8 protein-coding genes and 6 pseudogenes are annotated in these 15276 nt (G+C 60.5%); 7 read left to right on the top strand and 7 right to left on the bottom strand.

The genetic code is table 11. The features are described from left to right. Positions 1-166: 166 nt before the first annotated feature. The gene (locus tag EJ070_RS00745) at positions 167-937 is read right to left on the bottom strand and encodes a tyrosine-type recombinase/integrase (protein ID WP_126089920.1); all 771 of its coding nucleotides are present in this window, start codon (positions 935-937) and stop codon (positions 167-169) included. A gap of 115 nt (positions 938-1052) precedes the next feature. Between EJ070_RS00745 and istA the strand changes: the two are divergent. After that, a pseudogene (istA, locus tag EJ070_RS00740) lies at positions 1053-2625 on the top strand (IS21 family transposase). Continuing rightward, positions 2558-2875: pseudogene (locus EJ070_RS00735) on the top strand (ATP-binding protein); the annotation flags it as partial. The pseudogenes istA and EJ070_RS00735, both read left to right, overlap by 68 nt. Before the next feature lie 667 nt (positions 2876-3542). Here the strand turns inward: EJ070_RS00735 and EJ070_RS00730 are convergent. Then, complete coding sequence (locus EJ070_RS00730; RefSeq protein WP_189350278.1) at positions 3543-4202, bottom strand: tyrosine-type recombinase/integrase; 660 nt, start codon at positions 4200-4202, stop codon at positions 3543-3545. A 95-nt stretch (positions 4203-4297) separates the two neighbouring features. Here EJ070_RS00730 and EJ070_RS00725 point away from each other — a divergent pair. The 4 genes and pseudogenes from EJ070_RS00725 to EJ070_RS00710 form a co-directional block, all read left to right on the top strand. Beyond that, a pseudogene (locus EJ070_RS00725) lies at positions 4298-4579 on the top strand (IS21 family transposase); the annotation flags it as partial. Next, positions 4512-4829 (top strand): annotated as a pseudogene (locus EJ070_RS00720) (ATP-binding protein); the annotation flags it as partial. The pseudogenes EJ070_RS00725 and EJ070_RS00720, both read left to right, overlap by 68 nt. 300 nt (positions 4830-5129) lie before the next feature. Next, a complete protein-coding gene (locus tag EJ070_RS36740) occupies positions 5130-5408 on the top strand; it encodes an AlpA family phage regulatory protein (RefSeq protein ID WP_127856285.1) in 279 nt (92 codons plus the stop codon). Then, on the top strand, positions 5405-6037 hold the full coding sequence (locus EJ070_RS00710) for a hypothetical protein (RefSeq protein ID WP_126089918.1): 633 nt from the start codon (positions 5405-5407) through the stop codon (positions 6035-6037). Before EJ070_RS36740 ends, EJ070_RS00710 begins: the two co-directional genes overlap by 4 nt. On the opposite strand, the gene EJ070_RS00705 is transcribed toward EJ070_RS00710, so the two are convergent. Both EJ070_RS00705 and EJ070_RS00700 read right to left on the bottom strand, forming a co-directional pair. Then, entirely contained in the window at positions 6000-7163 is a 1164-nt protein-coding gene (locus EJ070_RS00705; protein WP_126089917.1) for a site-specific integrase, read from the bottom strand. The two genes, EJ070_RS00710 and EJ070_RS00705, sit on opposite strands and share 38 nt — an antisense overlap. Before the next feature lie 198 nt (positions 7164-7361). After that, entirely contained in the window at positions 7362-7751 is a 390-nt protein-coding gene (locus tag EJ070_RS00700) for a transposase (protein WP_281015618.1), read from the bottom strand. Positions 7752-8623: 872 nt separating this feature from the next. Here EJ070_RS00700 and EJ070_RS00695 point away from each other — a divergent pair. Then, the gene (locus tag EJ070_RS00695) at positions 8624-9139 is read left to right on the top strand and encodes a DUF2285 domain-containing protein (protein ID WP_236370644.1); all 516 of its coding nucleotides are present in this window, start codon (positions 8624-8626) and stop codon (positions 9137-9139) included. 796 nt (positions 9140-9935) lie between these two features. On the opposite strand, the gene EJ070_RS00690 is transcribed toward EJ070_RS00695, so the two are convergent. The 3 genes and pseudogenes from EJ070_RS00690 to EJ070_RS00680 form a co-directional block, all read right to left on the bottom strand. After that, positions 9936-11411 (bottom strand): NAD-dependent succinate-semialdehyde dehydrogenase, encoded by a 1476-nt coding sequence (locus tag EJ070_RS00690; protein ID WP_091595859.1) that lies wholly within the window; start codon positions 11409-11411, stop codon positions 9936-9938. A gap of 276 nt (positions 11412-11687) precedes the next feature. Then, positions 11688-12866 (bottom strand): annotated as a pseudogene (locus tag EJ070_RS00685) (pitrilysin family protein); the annotation flags it as partial. Between the two features lie 96 nt (positions 12867-12962). Further along, positions 12963-14268, bottom strand: a pseudogene (locus EJ070_RS00680) (pitrilysin family protein); the annotation flags it as partial. Positions 14269-15276 lie beyond the last annotated feature (1008 nt).

The raw sequence follows: 15276 nt of genomic DNA, 5'->3' as shown, positions 1-15276 counted from the left end.
ACGATACAACTCCACATAACTGAGCGTCTACAAGCGGTGCAGCCAGCCTAACATCCCGCCATCATAGCGATGATCGTCTGATCTTTTGCCGATGACATCACGTCGGGAAAGACTTGTTCGAGCGTTTGCCGCTTCATATCGATACCGGCCCGGGCGTAGCGCATCGTTAGTTCAGCCCCGAGTGGCCTAGCCATTGACTGATGGTGGCGATGTCAACACCCGCCTTGACAAGGTGGATGGCCGTCGTGTGCCGCAAAGAGCGGTGATGGATGCTTTTTTCCGCCAGGGTGGTTCCTTCCCCCGCAGCCATATCAAAATGTTTGCGCAGCAAGTATCCAACACCGAACCGGGTCAGCGGTGTGCCGCGGTCGTTGAGAAAGCCCCTTTGCTCGGCGGGACAGGGCGATACCAGACGAAGGTCAAAATTCGAAGTTTCAGGATTTCCTGAACTCGTGCATCCGTATTGAACATCAGCGAGAACAGCGCGTAATCCCGCTGTCCAGAAGGCGTGCGGCGGTCGATACGCGCCAGGACGCTCTTGATTTCCGGGCCCTTCGAGATATTCGACAGGTGCCACCCGCGCGCCCTCTTGAAGGGAAGTGTCACCACCAGTTGCAGCGTATCCATATATTCGGGGTGCTCCGAGATCAGGGACCGCGCAAAGGTATGCATCGCCGCCAGCCTTGCATTGCGGGTCGCAACTGCCACGCTCGACCTCAAGTGACGTGAGAAAGCTGCCGATCCTGTCGGTATTGATGTCGGAGACCGCTTCTTTCAAGAATATCTTCCCGCTCTCCGCGGCATGAGCCCGTGGCATGCTTCGGCCCAATGCGGTGGATTGATGTTTCTTCATGTCCACAACCTCGCTGACGAGACCGCCGAAAGCCCCTTCAAAGCGGTCGGTGGCGATCTCTCTCAGCTTTGGAAGGTAGTGCATTGATTTTTCGTGGAATGAGGACCCTGTTTAAGGGGTGATTTTCGTCCAAACGGGACCCCTTAACGATGGGGTCATCAAGATGCCTCCGGTTTGATCGGAGGCATTTGTGTTTTGGATGTTGGTTTTGGAGACGATTGCAAAGATACGTCGGCTGTCGCTGGTCCAGGGGAAGTCGATCAAAGCGATCTGCCGTGAGCTGAAGATCTCGCGCAAGGTGGTGCGCAAGGTCCTGCGTTCTGAGGAGACGGAGTTCCGCTACGAGCGCAAGCACCAGCCCTATCCCCGCATGGGAGCTTGGCGTGAGACGCTGGACCGGCTGCTGTCGGCGAATGCGGCCAAGCCGCAGCGGGAGCGGCTGACGCTGATCCGTATTTTCGAGGAGCTTCGCGGCCTCGGCTATGACGGCAGCTACAGTTCGGGGTGGCGGCATGCTCAGAGCTGGGCGGCGGATCGCGGCAGCGCCGTGGCCGAGGCCTACATTCCGCTGAGTTTTGCACCTGGCGAGGCCTACCAGTTCGACTGGAGTCACGAGATCGTCCTGCTCGACGGCGTGACGGTGACAGTGAAGGTCGCGCACATGCGGCTCTGCCACAGCCGCATGTTCTTCGTGAAGGCCTATCCGCGCGAGACGCAGGAGATGGTGTTCGACGCGCATGACCGGGCGTTCGCCTTCTTCCGTGGCGCCTGCACGCGCGGCATCTACGACGACAACATGAAGACGGCGGTGGACGCGATCTTCATCGGCAGGGATCGCCGCTACAACCGCCGCTTTGCGCAGATGTGCGGGCATTACCTTGTCGAGCCGGAGGCCTGCACACCGGCGGCCGGCTGGGAGAAGGGGCAAGTCGAGAACCAGGTCGGGCTGGTGCGCGAGCGCTTCTTCACACCGAGGCTGCGCTTCAAGACGTTGGAGGATCTCAACGGCTGGCTGGCCGACAAATGCGTTGCCTAATGCCAAGGCGCGTCGGCATCCCGAACAGGGTGAGCGCACGATCTGGGACGTATTCGAAGAAGAACGCGCCAGCTTCATTCCCTATGCCGGTCGCTTCGACGGCTACCATTGCATTCCCGCGTCGGTGTCGAAGACCTGCACGGTGCGCTTCGACAACAACAAATACTCGGTGCTGTCAAGCGCCGTCGGTCGGCCGGTCGAGATCCATGCTTATGCCGACCGCATCGTCATCCGCCAGGATGGCGCGGTCGTCGGCGAGCACGCACGCTCTTTCGGCCGCAACGAGGTCGTCTACGATCCCTGGCACTACGTGCCGGTGCTGGCCCGCAAACCGAACGGCCTGCGCAACGGCGCGCCTTTCCGGGAATGGGTTCTGCCATCAGCCATGGAGAAGGTGCGCCGCAAGCTAGGGGCGGCCGATGACGGCGACCGGCAGATGGTGTCGATCCTCACCTGCGTTCTGACCGACGGATTGAGCGCGGTCGAGAGCGCCTGCCAGGAAGCGCTCGAGCATGGCGTCTGTTCGGCGGCGGTGATCCTCAACATCCTGGCCCGCAGCCGCGATCCGGCGCCGGGCACGATCCTTTCCATTCCCCAGGCCCTGACGCTGGCTCACGAGCCGGTCGCCGACTGCGCCCGCTATGACAGTCTCAGGAGGACAAACAGCCATGGAACGCGCCGAGGTACTGGAACTGATGGGAGCGCTGAAGCTCTACGGAATGCGCAGCGCCTATGACGAGATCATGGGCGCGTCGCCATCAAGCGACAGCACGAGCCGCCCAGGATTGTCGGTGATCTCTTGCAGGCCGAGATATCGGAGAAGCAGGCCCGCTCCATCAAATACCAGCTCGCCGTCGCCAAGTTGCCGCTGGCCAAGGACATCGACGACTTCGACTTCGCCGACACGCCGGTCACCGAACCCCTGATGCGCGATCTCGCCCGGCGGCGCCTTCGTCGCCGATCAGCGCAACATCGTCCTGGTCGGCCGCCTTCACGGGTCACCCAACTCGCGCGGAAGGTCGACCGCATTGCGACGGGCGCGTGTCGACTTCCCAACAATGTCAGACAGGAGACACAACGCTATCGGAGCGATCGCATTGCTTTGTAATGAATTTCCCAGTTGGCACGACAAATGCGGTCCTATGGGCAAAAGCAAACTAGACCTGAGAGCCGCACCGCATGAATGTAGCCTCCGAACCTCTCCCGCTTGTGGCGCACCACGAAGCCGGGCACGCGGTGGCCGCCATCGTTTTGAAGCGTCAGATGTTCGACGACGACCGTGAATTCCCTGCTTTCTCAAGTGTTAGTATTTACCCCGACGCCGGTGACGGAGATTACTATGTTGTTGTCATGGGCAAGGCTTTTTATTCAGCGCAAGGATTCACCTCGAAGCGAAAGCCGATTTTCGAAGACGATATGGATCGATATTTGGAACGCGATGATGCGATCCGGGAGATAGTTACGTGTCTGGCAGGTCCTTTTGCAGGATCCGCATTCGAAGGCTATCTGGACCCGTTCGATATGGCGATGAATGCGTCCGACGCGAATGAGGGGAGCAGCGACTACGCGGATGCCAAGCGAATCTATGGTGAGTTGCGGTTCCTGATGCCGCGCCGCCCCGGTTGGAGGCGGATCGAAGATCGCACGGCCCGGCTAGTACTCGATCACTGGTCGGCCATCAAAGCATTGGCCGCGCATTTGCTGGTCAAGCATGATCTCCAATTCGATGAGGCTCTGACGATTGTTGCGCCGCATCTTCCGCCCATGCCAGTAGCTACGCCGCCAGAGCGTTTCCGCCGCCTGCTTGATCAGCCATTCGATGTGATTTGACCACATCTGCAACACCTCGCGCTTCTCCTTGACGTAGGTATAGAGATTGTAGATTTCGCCTATGTCTGTCAGGGACGCCGCCTTGTGATTCAGTATGTGCTCGATGACGTGTGGCAATACCTGCCGCCTGCCGAGATTTGTCGCGAGCGTCCTGCGCAGATCGTGAAGGGTCCAGTTCTCCAAAGCCACCCCGTCAATATTGACCTTGCCGTCTAGAGCCTTCTTGCCCTTCGCGTAGCCTGAGAAGTGGCTTCTTTCGTTGCCCCTCGCAGGGAAAACAAACGTGTCATTGGTCTTCGGTACCGACTGGGGGACCGACACCGCCAGTGTGGACAGCGGAATAAGCGTAGGCTCTTCGTTCTTCGTGCGGTCACCCGATAGTTCCCATGTTCCGGCTTCAAGGTTGAGTTCAGACCAACGCATCGCGGCAACTTTCCAGACCCAGCATCCCTCCGCATCGCTGCCGTCGAAGGCGTGGGTCATGATCGGACGAAGAGCGCTCGCGCCGATCGGCCGACCCCGTTCGAGGAAGGGCGTGATCTGGTCGGCGGCATGCAGAATCCGGGTGGCGCGGCTGGTCCGGGCTGACCGACAGATTGAGCGCGGTCGAGGCCGCCTGTCAGGAAGCCATCGAGCACGGCGCATCGTCGGCGCCGGTGATCCTCAACATCCTGGCCCGCAGCCGCGATCCGGCGCCGGGCACGATCCTTTCCATTCCCCAGGCCCTGACGCTGGCTCACGAGCCGGTCGCCGACTGCGCCCGCTATGACAGTCTCAGGAGGACAAACAGCCATGGAACGCGCCGAGGTACTGGAACTGATGGGAGCGCTGAAGCTCTACGGAATGCGCAGCGCCTATGACGAGATCATGGGCGCGTCGCCATCAAGCGACAGCACGAGCCGCCCAGGATTGTCGGTGATCTCTTGCAGGCCGAGATATCGGAGAAGCAGGCCCGCTCCATCAAATACCAGCTCGCCGTCGCCAAGTTGCCGCTGGCCAAGGACATCGACGACTTCGACTTCGCCGACACGCCGGTCACCGAACCCCTGATGCGCGATCTCGCCCGGCGGCGCCTTCGTCGCCGATCAGCGCAACATCGTCCTGGTCGGCCGCCTTCACGGGTCACCCAACTCGCGCGGAAGGTCGACCGCATTGCGACGGGCGCGTGTCGACTTCCCAACAATGTCAGACAGGAGACACAACGCTATCGGAGCGATCGCATTGCTTTGTAATGAATTTCCCAGTTGGCACGACAAATGCGGTCCTATGGGCAAAAGCACTGCCGCTCTGGATCGACCGAAAGGAATTTCCCATGATCACGCCTTTCGAACATGCCGTCGCCGCCGCCAACACCGCGGAGACCCGAGCCGACGGAAGCCTCTATCCCTTCTTTCTGAAGGCTGTCCGGACATGAACGCATTTGATGTCCGTCCAACGCTGGATGCTCCCGACGACGATCCCTATCTCTGGCTTGAAGATGTAGAGGGCGAGCGGGCACTTGCCTGGGCCGCCGGCCAGTCGGCAAAGACCCTGAAGCACTTCGGTGGAACGCAGTTCGAGCGCGACCGCGCGGCTCTGAAGGCAGGCCTGTTCCCTAGGCGGCGGCGCATCTCCCCCGGCCGAGTCGCATGGCTTGAATCCGATATCAGGGCTTGGATGGAAACTGGACCTGAGAGCCGCACCGCATGAATGTAGCCTCCGAACCTCTCCCGCTTGTGGCGCACCACGAAGCCGGGCACGCGGTGGCCGCCATCGTTTTGCAGCGTCAGTTGTTCGACGACGACCGTGAATTCCCTGCTTTCTCAAGTGTTAGTATTTACCCCGACGCCGGTGACGGAGATTACTATGGTGTTGTCATATGCAAGGCTTTTTATTTAGCGCAAGGATTCACCTCGAAGCGAAAGCCGATTTTCGAGGACGATATGGATCGATATTTGGAACGCGATGATGCGATCCGGCAGATAGTTACGTGTCTGGCAGGTCCTTTTGCAGAATCCGCATTCGAAGGCTATCTGGACCCGCGCGATATGGCGATGAATGCGTCCGACGCGAATGAGGGGAGCAGCGACTACGCGGATGCCAAGCGAATCTATGGTGAGTTGCGGTTCCTGATGCCGCGCCGCCCCGGTTGGAGGCGGATCGAAGATCGCACGGCCCGGCTAGTACTCGATCACTGGTCGGCCATCCAAGCATTGGCCGCGCATTTGCTGGTCAAGCATGATCTCCAATTCGATGAGGCTCTGACGATTGTTGCGCCGCATCTTCCGCCCATGCCAGTAGCTACGCCGCCAGAGCGTCCATTTCCGCCGCCTGCTTGATCATCCATTCGATGTGATTTGACCACATCTGCAACACCTCGCGCTTCTCCTTGACGTAGGTATAGAGATTGTAGATTTCGCCTATGTCTGTCAGGGACGCCGCCTTGTAATTCAGTATGTGCTCGATGACGTGTGGCAATACCTGCCGCCTGCCGAGATTTGTCGCGAGCGTCCTGCGCAGATCGTGAAGGGTCCAGTTCTCCAAAGCCACCCCGTCAATATTGACCTTGCCGTCTAGAGCCTTCTTGCCCTTCGCGTAGCCTGAGAAGTGGCTTTTTCCGTTGCCCCTCGCAGGGAAAACAAACGTGTCATTGGTCTTCGGTACCGACTGGGGGACCGACACCGCCAGTGTGGACAGCGGAATAAGCGTAGGCTCTTCGTTCTTCGTGCGGTCACCCGATAGTTCCCATGTTCCGGCTTCAAGGTTGAGTTCAGACCAACGCATCGCGGCAACTTCCGTACGCCTCTGTCCGGTCAGCATGAGCAGCTTGACGATGGAGCCGAACGAATAGCCGATATCGCCCGGTTCGGGCTCACAGCCCGTCCATATAGCCGCCAGTTCGGCATCGTTCACCACTCGCTTGCGCTTGACGATCGGGGCCGGATTTTCCAATTCCTCGCGGGGAAACCGCGATGAGCCGTTGCGGCGGTTTGCGACACCAGTTGAAAATGCCCGCATATACCAGAAGGCCGTGTTAGCCGCTTGCGGGTGACCCCCGGCGACGATCTTATTGGTGATGTTAGCAATGTCGGTGTCGGTCACATGGTGGATAGAGCGACTCCCGAGGGCAGGCACAAGATACCGGTTCAGGCTGGCCTCGACCAGTTCCCCAGGAATCCCATTCTGCCTTGCCGGTCTTTGCAAAGCCCGCTCCCTTGCATTCGCGCCGATCGGCCGACCCCGTTCGAGAAAGGGCGTGATATGGTCGGCGGCATGCAGAATCCGGGTGGCGCGGCTGGTCCGGTTGGACGCGGTCTGATCGAGGAAGCCAGCCGGAATGCCGGCGGCTCGTGCGGGAAGGGCGTTCATGAGACGGTCCTGTCGGGCGAGCGGTTTGGGGGCACGATCACCATAGTTGATCAGCTTCCCGAGTGGGGCATTCTCGTAAATGTCGCTTGCGGACATATGTTTGCTCTTTGTCCAGAAACAGAAAGGCCCGATGGGACGGCCGGCCCAGGGCGGTGTTTTGAGGGTCGTTACTTGGCGGCCTGGAGGTGATCGCCGTCGCCGTCCTCGGTATCGTCAGCGCTGATCTGCGCCTGATCGGCAAGGAAGGCTGGCAGTTCCGATGGAGCTATGCTGGAATTTGGGTGACGAGGCTGATCAAGCGGCGCTCTGCGGCTTCGTTTCGATGACCTCGATTCCGTCCAGGAACCTGGCACCTGCGATGAGTTTCGGCAACTGATTTTGTCCTTTCAATCGTCGCCACGTCCTGGCCGCGGCCATGACCAGCTTGAAGACCATCAGCTGGGCGGTTGTCGAGGATAGCGAGCCCTTGGTACGCACCGTGCGGTGGCGAACGGTCGCAAAGACGCTTTCGATGGGATTGGACCTTCGCAGATGATCCCGGTGTTCGGCGGGGAAATCGTAAAACGCCAGGAACGCATTCTGATCCTTCGTCAGGCAGTCGACCGCCTTAGCATACGCCTCGGCTTCCATCTCGATCGCCTGCGCAAGCAATTTGCGCGCGCCGCTGCGAAGTACATCCGTCAGGTATCACCGATTTCGTCGGGCTGACGAAGGCGAACAATGTTGATAGTCTCGTTCATGGCGTATCGCTCTCCTTGAGAGGTACTGGCAGGCTTCATCACCCGCCTCGATACGCCGCTCTCCTCAAACCGTCATCACCCAGTTTCCGCCATAGCTCCCCCCTGATTGGTCCGCTTCACCTGTGCAACTGCACAGGCTGCCATAGCGGGGAGATTGGCCTCCAATGGCGAAAACTTGCCGCAGGAGACCCTCCGATGACCGTGCCTATGGCGCCGCCGCTACGACAACTTGCCGACAAGCAGCGTGCGATCCACTGCCGCGCTACTGCGCCTTCAAGGGACGTCTGGATCGCGACGCAGGAGCCGATGACCGTTAAGGAATCAATTCCCTTGGCGTGCTCAGGTCGCGCTGGCCGTCGCTGTGCCCGTTCGACGGTCTGGTGGCAATTTGGGCACATCTTGTGTCGTCGCCAGTGCCAATGCCGCACGCTTCAACAAAAAGGTGCCTTCGACGTCTGCTGCCTTCGCCGGTGCTTTGCGAAGTGGCATAATGTTTCGACGCACGCAGGCGCGGGCAGGGGGTGTCAGTCATGAATCTCCTGACTGGCGCGGATCAGGCCGATTGGCGGGATGAAAGATCATACGACTACACCGCTGGCCTGACGCTGCGGGAGTGGGCTTGGGAGTTCTTACGCCGCAACCCGGCGTTCCAGCGCGATCTGACCGCTGCGCGCCAGCATTGCAAGACTTGGTCTCTCCGACCCTTTCTCGATATGGTCGCGTCGGCCGGCGACCTGTCACGCTGGGGTGTTCTGTTTCGCGGAGTCTTGTGGCCGCGCTTCGGTCGTATTCTGGTGTCCGCTCTGGTGCGTCCATGTGCTGCCGCTCATTGCGGAACGGTTGCCTGCCTCGTCGCCGACACCGCCGTTCGAACTCTCGGCATTGCCCTGTCGTGCAACCGTCCTGCAGGCGCCCGACAAGAGCCAGCATGTTCTTCTTCGCAATGCGGACCACGCGCTGCAGCTCGCCGTCTCGGGCGCGAATATCCTCCACCCTGTTTGCCTGCATACGCAAGCCATCTGGCCCGCGGTGCTTTTAAAGCATCGACTGAGGGGACTGGAGTGCCTCAATGCTCTCAGTCTAGGGCAACATTTGCCCCCCCGCTTGTTTGCGCCGGAAAAGCGCGGCGTCCGTTTGTCCTTCGTTCTTCGTGCGCTCGACGGTTCGCTCGCCGGAGCACCACATCGCGAGCTCGCCGAAGTTCTCATCGGTCAACGGCGCGTCCATGCCGACTGGGCGGATCCTCGCGATCATCTGCGCGACCGCATCCGTCGGGCCGTCTCGCGTGGCCGCGCGCTCATGAATGGTGGCTACAGAGATTTCCTAATTTGAAATGCGACAGTCCGCGCTGTGCGTCAGTGGATGAACGTTCGCTCGCAGCTGACCCGTCACCAACAGTTCGCCCGCCGACAGATCTGCATGGCGCCTTGCGGGTACGCTCTGGTCAGGCGTCGGCCGACGCCACAATGACATCGGTGAAGTTGCCAAGGCGGTGGTTCATTAGGGCCGGCCTCGACCTAAACCCACATCAGTGGTCGGAAAGCGGCGTGCACCGCAATGTCGCCATAGCAGCCAAGATCCTTTGAGTCCGGACCTGCAGTCCTGTTGGACCGGCGGGTGCAACAATATGGAGGGATTTGAGACCTCACACTGTCCCCTGGACCGACAGCTCGGTCAGACATCGCACTCACCGCTTGATTATGGAAATGGTGTGCCTGTAGTACAGCGGGTAGCGCTTGCTGCGCACTGTCCTAAGAATAGCAATCATGACCCGTCTGGGGGTCTGCAACACGACGATCCAACCGCTTGGGCATTGTCGCATATCCCACAATGTAGAGTGCGCAACAGGGCAAAAGCTGATCCATCGGCGGTTTATCAATGCTTTTTGGCTTGGCACGGCACATGCAACGCAATCGGCAAAAGGCGCACGAACTGAGTGGCCCCATCGGCCCTAGGAGCGCTGACTTATGCCCTCCCAAGGCATGTCCGGCCCGGCAGCGAGCTCAGTCTCCTGCCGGGCATCCGTGTTTCAGGTCAACGGCGTTTGGAACTTCAAATTAGGTGGCGGCATTGACCGCAGGCCGCCCCCGGTGGGCGGCCGGTGGGCGGAGAGACAGTGCAGCAGGTTTCAAATCCCGCCCATGCAGAGATATTTCATTTCCAGATAGTCCTCGAGGCCATGGCGGGAACCCTCCCGCCCGATGCCGGATTGCTTCATGCCGCCAAACGGTGCCGCCTCCGAGGACATGCGTCCCGTGTTTATGCCAACCATGCCATATTCCAGAGCCTCTGCCACACGCCAGACCCGCTTCATGTTGGAGGCATAGAAGTATGCGGCGAGGCCGTAAATCGTGTCATTGGCCTCGCGCACGACCTGATCCGCATCGTTGAAGCGAATGATCGGCGCCAGCGGCCCGAATGTCTCCTCTTGCGCGACTGCCATGACGCTGGAAATCTCGGTGAGGACCGTGGGTTTGAAAAACGTGCCATTCTTGCCGATACGTTGGCCCCCGCATCGTATTGTGCCGCCTTTCGCAATGGCATCTGCGATGTGAGACTCTATCTTGGCCAGAGCATGCCTGTCGATGAGCGGTCCGATGTCCACTCCGGCATCGAATCCGTCGCCAACCGACAAGTGCCGGACTTTCTCCACGAATTTCTTGACGAACTCATCGTGAACGCTCGATTGGACGTAAATACGGTTCGCCGAAACGCAGGTCTGGCCGGCATTGCGAAACTTCGCCTGGATCGCACCGTCAACAGCAGCGTCGATGTCGGCATCATCGAAGATGATGAAAGGTGCGTTGCCGCCGAGCTCAAGGCTAACCTTCTTGATCTGGTCAGAGCACTGACGCATCAGCAGCCGCCCGACCTCGGTCGAACCGGTGAAGCTGATCTTGCGGATCTTGGAATTGGTGCAGAGTTCACGGCCGACGCGATCACCTTCGGACGCATAGATCAGGTTGACCACGCCATCGGGAAAGCCGGCCTGATGGGCAAGGGCGAACATTGCGCCAGCCACGAGCGGCGTCTGTTCAGCGGGCTTGAGCACGATCGTGCAGCCCGCAGCCAAGGCCGGCGAGATTTTGCGCGCCACCATGGAGGCCGGGAAATTCCATGGCGTGATCGTGCCAACAACGCCGATGGGCTGCTTGATCACTAGCATTCGGCGGTCTGTCGAGGGTGCCGAGATCGTCTCGCCATAGACGCGATTGGCCTCCTCGGCATACCATTGCAGATACGCCGCCGCATGCGATACCTCTGACATGGCTTCGGCAAGCGGCTTGCCCATTTCCGCAGTCAGAATCGCGGCGAGATCGCCTGCATGGTCGATGATCAGCTGATGCCATCGCCAAAGAACGTCGCTACGCTCTCGGGCAGTCAACGCGGCCCATCCCGACTGCGCAACATAGGCCTTGTCTACCGCAGCACGTGTCTCCTCCACGCCCATATCGGGAAGCTCTGCCAAAACTTCGCCGGTCGACGGATTGACGACCTCGAACGTCTTATTGCCAACCGGTCTGCCGAGTGCCGGCAGGCGGTCGATGGCTCCAAACAGGTGCGGGGATTTCAGACGGCGGATCATCGGCAGGCACAGGGGCAATACCGGATTCCTCCTCAACGCAGCGAACATCCAGGTCGACAGGCCGTCGGTGTGTATTCTGCACCAGCGGGTTCGTCCTAGGGCCTCGGCAAAGCAGCTGGTAGACCAAACATACGACAACAGTTCCGTTAGTTTGAGTGCCGCCTGGACCGCCAATGCCGCGCAAGGCCCGCGAAACGACTCCGCGGGTCTGCATGATCTGCTTGGCCCACCGGCCTCCATATTCGCTCTTCCCACGAGAAGCCCCAAGGAAGAAGGAAGGCGAGATGAGTTTCTTTACTCATCCTTGCCGCCCAGCGGCGGGCCGACCACCAAAATGGCGGGCTCGGCCGAAAGCAGCTTCTTGGCCGCCGCCTTGACCTGTTTGAGCGTCACCCGACCGATGCTGCGGGCGCGACGCTGGTTGTAGTCGACGTCGGCCTTGTGAATCTGCAAATCCAGGAGCCGGTCTGCAATCGAGCTGGTCGAGCCCAGACGGTCAATGGCATAGGTGCCGATCAGGTGCTTCTTCGCCGCCTTGAGCTCGGCCCCGGTCGGTCCTTGCTGCGCCATCTGCTTTACCACATCTCGCACGATGCTCAGCGTTTGGGCGGCGCAGTCCGAGCGTGTCTCTGTCGTAACCAGAAGCTTGTCAAGGGTCAGTTCAGAGCTGACGTGATAGGCAAGGCCGCGTTTTTCGCGCACCTCCTCGAAAAGGCGGGAAGTCATGCCCGAGCCGCCGAGGATGTCATTCATCAGCACGGTGGCGAAGTGATCCGGCGCGCTACGCTTCACGCCAGGCCAGGCCAATCGCAGCGAAGTCTGCGGCAGGTCGCAGTTCTCCTCCACCAGTTGGCCGAGCTTCGGTACGACATCGGCGACGGGGGCGAGGGTTTGTTGCTCAGGCAAGTCACCAAACAGCTGGTCGAGCCTTTCCCTCAGCGTGTTTGCATCAATGTCACCGACCACGGCAATATGGAGCCCGTCGCGAGCGAAAATCGCCTTGTGGAAGGCGAGGAGGTCGGACGGCGTGATGCCGGCCAGGCTCTCTTTTGTGCCTTCTCCCGGCCTCGAAAAAGGATGCGTGCCATAGATCGCGCGCAGCCATTTGCGCTGAGCGATTGCGTCAGGGTCGCGCTCGCTGCCGACGATGTCGGAGACAATCTCGGCGCGGACGCGATCGATCGGCCCCTGGTCGAAGCGCGGCGCGTTGAGTGCGAGCCGAAGCAGGCCGAACGCGGCGTCCTGCTGTTTGGGAAGCATGCACACCGATCCGCAGATGTAGTGTCTTTGCGCCTCCAAACCCATCTCGGCGCCGGCATCGTCGAGCTTCATCTGGAAGGCATCGCTGTCGTAATTACCGGCGCCTTCGATGAACAGGCCGGCCATCAGATTGGCCATCCCCTCCTTCCCGACCGGGTCCTGCGTGATGCCGCCGTTGAAGGCAAAGCCGATGTTGACGATTTCCACTGTGTGGTCCTCCACCAGCCAGGCGATCATGCCCTTTTCGGACTTCACCTCCTGGATGTTCATCGCAGCATGGGGCTGAGCGCCGAGCGTCATCTCTTCATTCTCCGTCTTGGGCAAGAGATAGCCCGTGGTCGAACGGTCGAACGCGAGATAGCGGGCGGCAACTGCTTTGATTTGCGCGGCGGTAACCCTGCGGATGCGAGACGGCCGTTCCTCGACATCTTTCACGGTGCCGCCGGTGGCCAGCGTCGAGCCGTATATGCAGGCGAGGTCGTCCTGGTCGTCTTCGGCAAAGATCATATCGCGCACAAAGCGCTCCTTGGCCTTGCCCAGTTCCTCGCTGCTGACACCATCCTTGGCAATGCGAGCGACTTCGGCAGCGGCCGCCGCTTCGAGATCGGCCAGCTTGGCATCGCCGCGCGGCGCGCCATAGATGGCGAACCTGGTGTCGTCGAGCATGGTGCCCTGGAAATAGGCGCAGGCGCTGGAAGCGATACCTTGCTGGACAGCGAGCGCCTGGTAGAGCCGGCTGCGGTTACCGCCGCCGAGGATTTCGGACAGCAGGTCGAGCGCTTCGGCCTCGCCCGGCTTGGCGGTATGGTAAGACGGCACCACCCACTGCGTCGAAAAACTGGGCACGCTGACGCGGGCGTCGGAGAGCGTGACGGTGCGCCTGGTGTTCTGCTCGGGCTCAACCGGCCGGATGCGCGGCGGCAGGTCGGGCCCGCGCGCCACCTTGCCATAGGTCTTCTCGGCCAGCACCTTCACCGTCTCCGGCTCGACATCGCCGGCCACGATCAGCACGGAGTTGTTGGGCCAGTAGTATTTTTCATAGAAGGCGGTGGCGTCGACGCGGTTCAGCTGCTCGATCTCCTGCATCCAGCCGATGATCGGGATGCGATAGGGCTGGTTCTGCCACAGCGTCGCGTCGATCTCCTCATGGAGCACGTCCTGCGGGTTGGTGTCGGTGCTTGAGCGGCGCTCCTCGATGACCACGTCGCGCTCGGTCTTGACGACATCGTCGGTGAGGATGAGGTTTCGCATTCGGTCGGCCTCGAAGCTCATCATCAGCTCGAGCGCCGACGGCGCCACTGTCTGATAGAAGGCGGTGTAGTCGGAGGAGGTGAAGGCATTTTGCGAGCCGCCGATCTCGAACACTGCGCGGTCGAATTCGCCGGCCGCATGGTTGGTCGTCGCCTTGAACATCAGATGCTCGAAAAAAATGGGCAATGCCGGATTTGCCCGGCGGCTCGTCGGCGCTGCCGATCTTGTACCACACCATGTGGCTGACGATCGGCGCCCGGTGGTTGGGAATGACGACCACCTCCATGCCGTTGTCGAGCACGAAATCCGTCGCCTTGCCGTCCTCCCATGCGACGGGGACCGGAGCCGTCCTCGCGCCGCCCAACTCGGTCGCAACGGACGTCCTGCGAAGCCCGTGAGTGCGGGGCTTGCTTGGTAGTTCTGATAGGGAGAGTGGGATTATGGGCTGGGTTCCTGGCAAAGTGATTTGTTCCTCATTTTGAAGGCTCTATGTCTCCCGACGCCTATTGGGAGAAAGTGGATCGGCACGCGACGCCGAGCCAGATGAGCCGTCAGCGTGTTGCCGGGCCTGACGCGGGCCTCATCTTTGGATGCGTCCGGGGAACGTTCGGCAGTATTTTGGTGGGGCCATGGGAAGTCTGCTCGTTATCCATTGGGTGTTTGCGGATACCTGAGCATGCGCCGTGCCAAGTAAGAAAGCCCCGATTTGCAAGGTTTGATCCAACCTTGATACTTGCGATATCCGACATTGTCGGGCATCCGACAGAAAGCGCCTTTCGCCGGCGCGCCGGCTACGGCGCTCGCCTCCTCCGGCGTGACGACGATCCTTTGGCGGGCGCCGCGCACACCGATCTGCCCGCCTATCAGCACCGCGACATCGAAGGACAACGCGATCGTGACTGATGGGTCTTACGCAAACATGCAGCAGTGCCACCGCCATCAGGACTTCATCCGCCCCTCAAAGCCCCGAGCGCGAGGGGACGACGTGTAAGGCAACATGTCATCCTCGACAATGATGCCGCGCATAAAGAGGTAAGGTCCCTCGTCGTACCGGCGAGCCCCTTCGCTGGGTTCGCCGAGGGTCTGGTTTGCGAACGTCGACCGACAGCATCACGCATGGGCGGCCGGATCGATAGACAAGCATTGACCGTGCCACCAGCGCATTGAGGGCAGCGCAGAGTCCAATTGGCCTGTGCCAGCCGGTATGCTGGAGCTTCAAGTGTGGCCAGCCAAGCGGGCTGGGATATCCTGGACCGTCCAGATTGCAACGCACGACGCCTGGTCATCGCCCGAACGTTCATTGACGCTCAGCGAAGCTTGCGTCATCCGGACGATCTGGGAAAAGCTTGGCCGGGCCGGCGCCTTCCCAGGC

The sequence above is a fragment of the Mesorhizobium sp. M1E.F.Ca.ET.045.02.1.1 genome (genome assembly GCF_003952485.1).
GTDB lineage: Bacteria > Pseudomonadota > Alphaproteobacteria > Rhizobiales > Rhizobiaceae > Mesorhizobium.
Note: the sequence above shows the minus strand (reverse complement) of the source record. Positions and strands in the feature narration are given on the sequence as shown.